Genomic DNA, 4,428 nt, shown 5'->3' on the forward strand with positions numbered 1-4,428 from the left:
CCCCGGAGCCGCCCTACGACGGCGAGAAGTCTCCGCAGACCCGCGGCGCCCTGGCCCTGGACACCCGTGCCCTGGTCTGGGGCCCGCCCGGCGCCCTGCCCGACGAGCGCGGGCTGCGCCACCTCGGGCAGGCGCTCGCCGAGGTGCTGGCCGGCCGCCGCCCGCCGCGGAGCGTGGCCGACCGGCTCACCGAACGCGCCTACCGGGACCTCGTCAGGGCCGGCCGGATGATCCACACGGGCCACCCGCCGTTCGCGGGAGGCGTCCGCGTGACGGAGCCCCGCGACGGCGCCATCGAGATGTGCGTCCTGATCCACTGCGGCCACCGCACCCACGTCCTCGCCGTACGCCTCGAACGCCACGGCACTCGGTGGCTCTGCACCGACTTCGAAACGGCGTGAGGTGACCCCGGCCCTGACGCGAAAGACCCCCGCTTCCCTGCCGGGAAACGGGGGTCTCGCAGAACGAGGATCAGGCCGCGTTCTTCGGGTCTCCGTGGCAGCGCTTGTACTTCTTGCCCGACCCGCACGGGCACGGCGCGTTACGCTCCACGTTGCCGTACGCCGCCCGCTCCTCCTGGCTCGTGCGCACCCGCATGTGCTCGACGTCGCCCTGCTCGCCGGGCGCGGAGTATTCGAGCTCGGCCGGACGCTCCGGGCCCCGCAGGCCGCGCGCGATGATCGAGCGGGTCTCCGCGATCGCCGCGTCCTCCTCCTCGACGATCGGGTTGGCCTGCACCTCCACCTCGAGGTTGAACAGGAACCCGACGGAGTCCTCCTTGATGCCCTCGAGCATCGCCGAGAACATCTCGTAACCCTCGCGCTGGTACTCGATCTGCGGGTCCTTCTGCGCGTAGGCCCGCATGCCGATGCCCTCGCGCAGGTAGTCCATCTCATAGAGGTGCTCGCGCCACTTGCGGTCGAGCACCGAGAGGATCACCCGGCGCTCCAGGTCGCGCATGGTCTCGCCGCCGAACTCCTCTTCGCGCCTGTCATAGGCGGCGAGCGCGTCCTGCTTGACCCGCTCGGTGAGGAGCTCGGCGGTCAGCTCCTCGCGGCCGCCGGCCTCCTCGACGATGTCCTCGACGCGCACCGAGATCGGGTAGAGCTTGCCGAACGCGGCCCACAGCTTGTCGAGGTCCCACTCCTCGGCGAAGCCCTCGGACGTGGCTCCCGCGACGTAGCCGTCGATGACGTCGCCGATGAAGCCGCGCACCTGCTCGTGCAGGTCGGCACCCTCCAGCACCTTGCGGCGCTCGGCGTAGATGACCTTACGCTGGCGGTTCATCACCTCGTCGTACTTCAGAACTTCCTTGCGGATCTCGAAGTTCTGCTGCTCGACCTGGTGCTGGGCGGAGGCGATGGCCTTGGAGACGATGCCGGACTCGATCGGCTGGTCGTCGGGGATGCTGAGCCTGGTCATGATCATCTCGACCCTGGCCGAGTTGAACAGGCGCATGAGGTCGTCGCCGAGCGACAGGTAGAAGCGCGACTCGCCGGGGTCGCCCTGACGGCCGGAACGACCGCGCAGCTGGTTGTCGATGCGACGCGACTCGTGCCGCTCGGTGCCGAGGACGTAGAGGCCGCCGAGCTGGGTGACCTCGTCGTGCTCGGCCTTGACCGCCGCGCGCGCCTTCTCCAGCGCCTCGGGATAGGCCTTCTCGTACTCCTCCGGCGTCTCGACCGGGTCGAGGCCGCGCTGGCGCAGCTCCTGGTCGGCGCGGAACTCGGAGTTGCCGCCGAGCATGATGTCGGTGCCTCGACCGGCCATGTTGGTGGCCACGGTGACGGCGCCCTTGCGGCCCGCCTCGGCGATGATGGAGGCCTCACGCTCGTGGTTCTTCGCGTTGAGCACCTCGTGCGGCACGCCGCGCCCCTTGAGCGCCCTCGACAGCCGCTCGGACTTCGCCACCGAGGTCGTGCCGACGAGCACCGGCTGGCCGCGCTCGTAGCGCTCCTTGATGTCCTCCACGACCGCGTCGAACTTGGCGTCCTCGGTCTTGTAGACGACGTCGGGCTGGTCCTTGCGGATCATCGGCCGGTTGGTCGGGATCGGCACGACGCCCAGCTTGTACGTCTTGTGGAACTCGTTGGCCTCGGTGACCGCCGTACCGGTCATGCCGGCCAGCTTCTCGTAGAGGCGGAAGTAGTTCTGCAGGGTGACCGTGGCGAGCGTCTGGTTCTCGTCCTTGATCTTGACGCCCTCTTTGGCCTCGATGGCCTGGTGCATGCCCTCGTTGTAGCGGCGGCCGTGCAGGATGCGGCCGGTGAACTCGTCGACGATCAGGACCTCGCCGTCGGCGACGATGTAGTCCTTGTCCTTCTTGAACAGCTCCTTGGCCTTGAGCGCGTTGTTCAGGAAGCCGACGAGGTGGGTGTGCTCGGGCTTGTAGAGGTTGTCGATGCCGAGCCAGTCCTCGACCTTCTCGACGCCCGCCTCGAGAATGCCGACCGTGCGCTTCTTCTCGTCGACGACGTAGTCGCCGGTGCTCTCCTCGCCGGGGTTCCTCGCCTCGACGCCCCTGCGCAGGCGCGGCACGATCTTGGCGAACTCGGTGTACCACTTGCCCGACTGCTCGCCCGGACCGGAGATGATCAGCGGGGTGCGGGCCTCGTCGATGAGGATCGAGTCGACCTCGTCGACGACCGCGAAGAAGTGGCCGCGCTGCACGCACTCTTCGAGCGACCAGGCCATGTTGTCGCGCAGGTAGTCGAAGCCGAACTCGTTGTTCGTGCCGTAGGTGATGTCGGCCTGGTACTGCTTGCGCCGTTCGTCGGGCTGCTGGCCGGAGATGATGCAGCCGACCTCGAGGCCCAGGAAGCGGTGGACGCGGCCCATCGTCTCCGCGTCGCGCTTGGCCAGGTAGTCGTTGACCGTGATGACGTGGACGCCCTCGCCGGCCAGCGCGTTGAGGTAGGCGGGCAGGGTACAGGTCAGCGTCTTGCCCTCACCGGTCTTCATCTCGGAGATGTTGCCCAGGTGGAGGTTGGCCCCGCCCATGATCTGCACGTCGTAGGGCCGCTGGCCGAGCACGCGGCGGGCGGCCTCGCGCACGGTCGCGAACGCCTCGGGAAGCAGATCGTCGAGGGTTTCGCCGTCCTTGTAGCGCTGCTTGAACTCGTCCGTCAGCGCTCGCAACTCCGCGTCGGACAGGCTCGTGAAGTCGTCCTCGATGGAGTTGACCTGGTCTGCGATCCGCCTGAGCTTGCGCAGGATCTTGCCTTCGCCGGCACGTAGGATCTTGTCGAGAATGGCTGCCACTTTATGTAAAGCTCCTCGCAGGTCTACCCCGGCGGCGCCGCCAGGAGGAGAGGCCGAGACAAACTTCCCCGCCTGCCATCGTAGGCGGTTCTGCAACCAGACACAGCCACCGTGCCGACGAGGGCACGAGCCCTGTCTGGGAGAATGGGTTTCAGGCAGAGGGTATGCCGGTTGAGAGCCGGCTCGCACGGGTAAGCGGGATAACCGGCAAAGGAAGGATGAGTCATGGTTGAGGGGAAGAAGTCGGAGCAGACCGAGAATCTCGGCAGCCACGGAGGGCGCGCGTCCTCGTGGCTGGCGGTGACGGTGATGCTGGTGGGCACCATCGTGGCGGGCTTCGGCCTCACGGCCGCCAACTGGACGCTCGTCTGGATCGGCGCCGGTGTGTTCGTCGTCGGCGGAATCCTCGCCCTCGTCTTCGATATCTTCACCGACGTCGTGATCGACGCGCCCCGCGTGGGCATGCACGCGGAAGATCACCGCTGAAACGGTTTCACCGGCGGGCGCCCGACATCCGGGTCGCCCGCCGTTTCCATGTCCGGCAGCCGAATGTCCGCGTTCAGCCACGTAATGTCCATGCTCAGGTCGGGAATGTCGTGTCGTGACCTCCGGGCGTGTCGCCCCGGGCATATGACCGCACAACGGCGCCGCCTTACGGAACGTGCGCCCATTATCGCGGAATGCGATTCGCTCGTCTTTCCCGGATGAAACGCCGGCGCCTCCCGTACGACGACCGGCCTGGCGATACCGACCGGTTACTCGTTCGACCTGGACGGCGCCACGCTGTATCTGTTGATCTGCGTCCTTTTCCTCGCCCAGGCGCTCGGGGTCGGCCTCAGCCTCGGGGAACAGATCACCGCCTGCCCGTCCTGATACCGACGTCCAAGGGCATGGCGGGTGTGCCGGGGCAGTCGTTCCTGGCCCTGTCGGCGACGGTGAGCGCCATCGGCCACGCGACCTCCCGGTCGCGGCTGTGGCGCTGCTGCTCGGCGCCGACCGGATCACGGACTCGATGCGGGTCTGGGTGAACCTGATCGGCCACTGCGTCGCCGCCCTCGTCGTCGCGAACCGGGAAGGCCGCCTCGACACACGCGTTCCTCTCCGGCACCTCCCGTACCGACCACCACCGGAAACCCCGGACGGCCCCGACCTGGAAGAACCCAGCCC

At 67.9% G+C, this 4,428-nt stretch carries 4 protein-coding genes and 1 pseudogene; 4 read left to right on the plus strand and 1 reads right to left on the minus strand.

Annotation, left to right across the window (positions count from 1 at the left end; genetic code table 11):
- A partial coding sequence (locus E1286_RS46230; protein WP_342776344.1) for an Rv3235 family protein occupies positions 1-401 on the plus strand: 401 nt, incomplete at its 5' end.
- Between the two features lie 70 nt (positions 402-471).
- Here E1286_RS46230 and secA read toward each other — a convergent pair.
- Positions 472-3,261 (minus strand): preprotein translocase subunit SecA, encoded by a 2,790-nt coding sequence (secA, locus tag E1286_RS46235; RefSeq protein WP_132623615.1) that lies wholly within the window; start codon positions 3,259-3,261, stop codon positions 472-474.
- A gap of 225 nt (positions 3,262-3,486) precedes the next feature.
- Between secA and E1286_RS46240 the strand changes: the two genes are divergently transcribed.
- The 3 genes and pseudogenes from E1286_RS46240 to E1286_RS51040 all read left to right on the plus strand — a co-directional run.
- Positions 3,487-3,747 carry an HGxxPAAW family protein gene (locus E1286_RS46240; RefSeq protein ID WP_132623617.1) on the plus strand — a complete coding sequence of 87 codons (261 nt, stop codon included), beginning with the start codon at positions 3,487-3,489 and terminating at the stop codon, positions 3,745-3,747.
- Between the two features lie 282 nt (positions 3,748-4,029).
- Positions 4,030-4,134 (plus strand): dicarboxylate/amino acid:cation symporter, encoded by a 105-nt coding sequence (locus tag E1286_RS51035; protein ID WP_246075725.1) that lies wholly within the window; start codon positions 4,030-4,032, stop codon positions 4,132-4,134.
- Positions 4,135-4,234: 100 nt separating this feature from the next.
- Positions 4,235-4,428, plus strand: a pseudogene (locus E1286_RS51040) (C4-dicarboxylate transporter DctA); the annotation flags it as partial.

It is taken from the genome of Nonomuraea terrae, from assembly GCF_004348995.1.
GTDB classification, from domain to species: domain Bacteria; phylum Actinomycetota; class Actinomycetes; order Streptosporangiales; family Streptosporangiaceae; genus Nonomuraea; species Nonomuraea terrae.

Bases quoted from the DNA above. Each gene is read 5' to 3' on its own strand.
- E1286_RS46240 (WP_132623617.1), top strand. From the start codon at position 3,487: ATGGTTGAGGGGAAGAAGTCGGAGCAGACCGAGAATCTCGGCAGCCAC.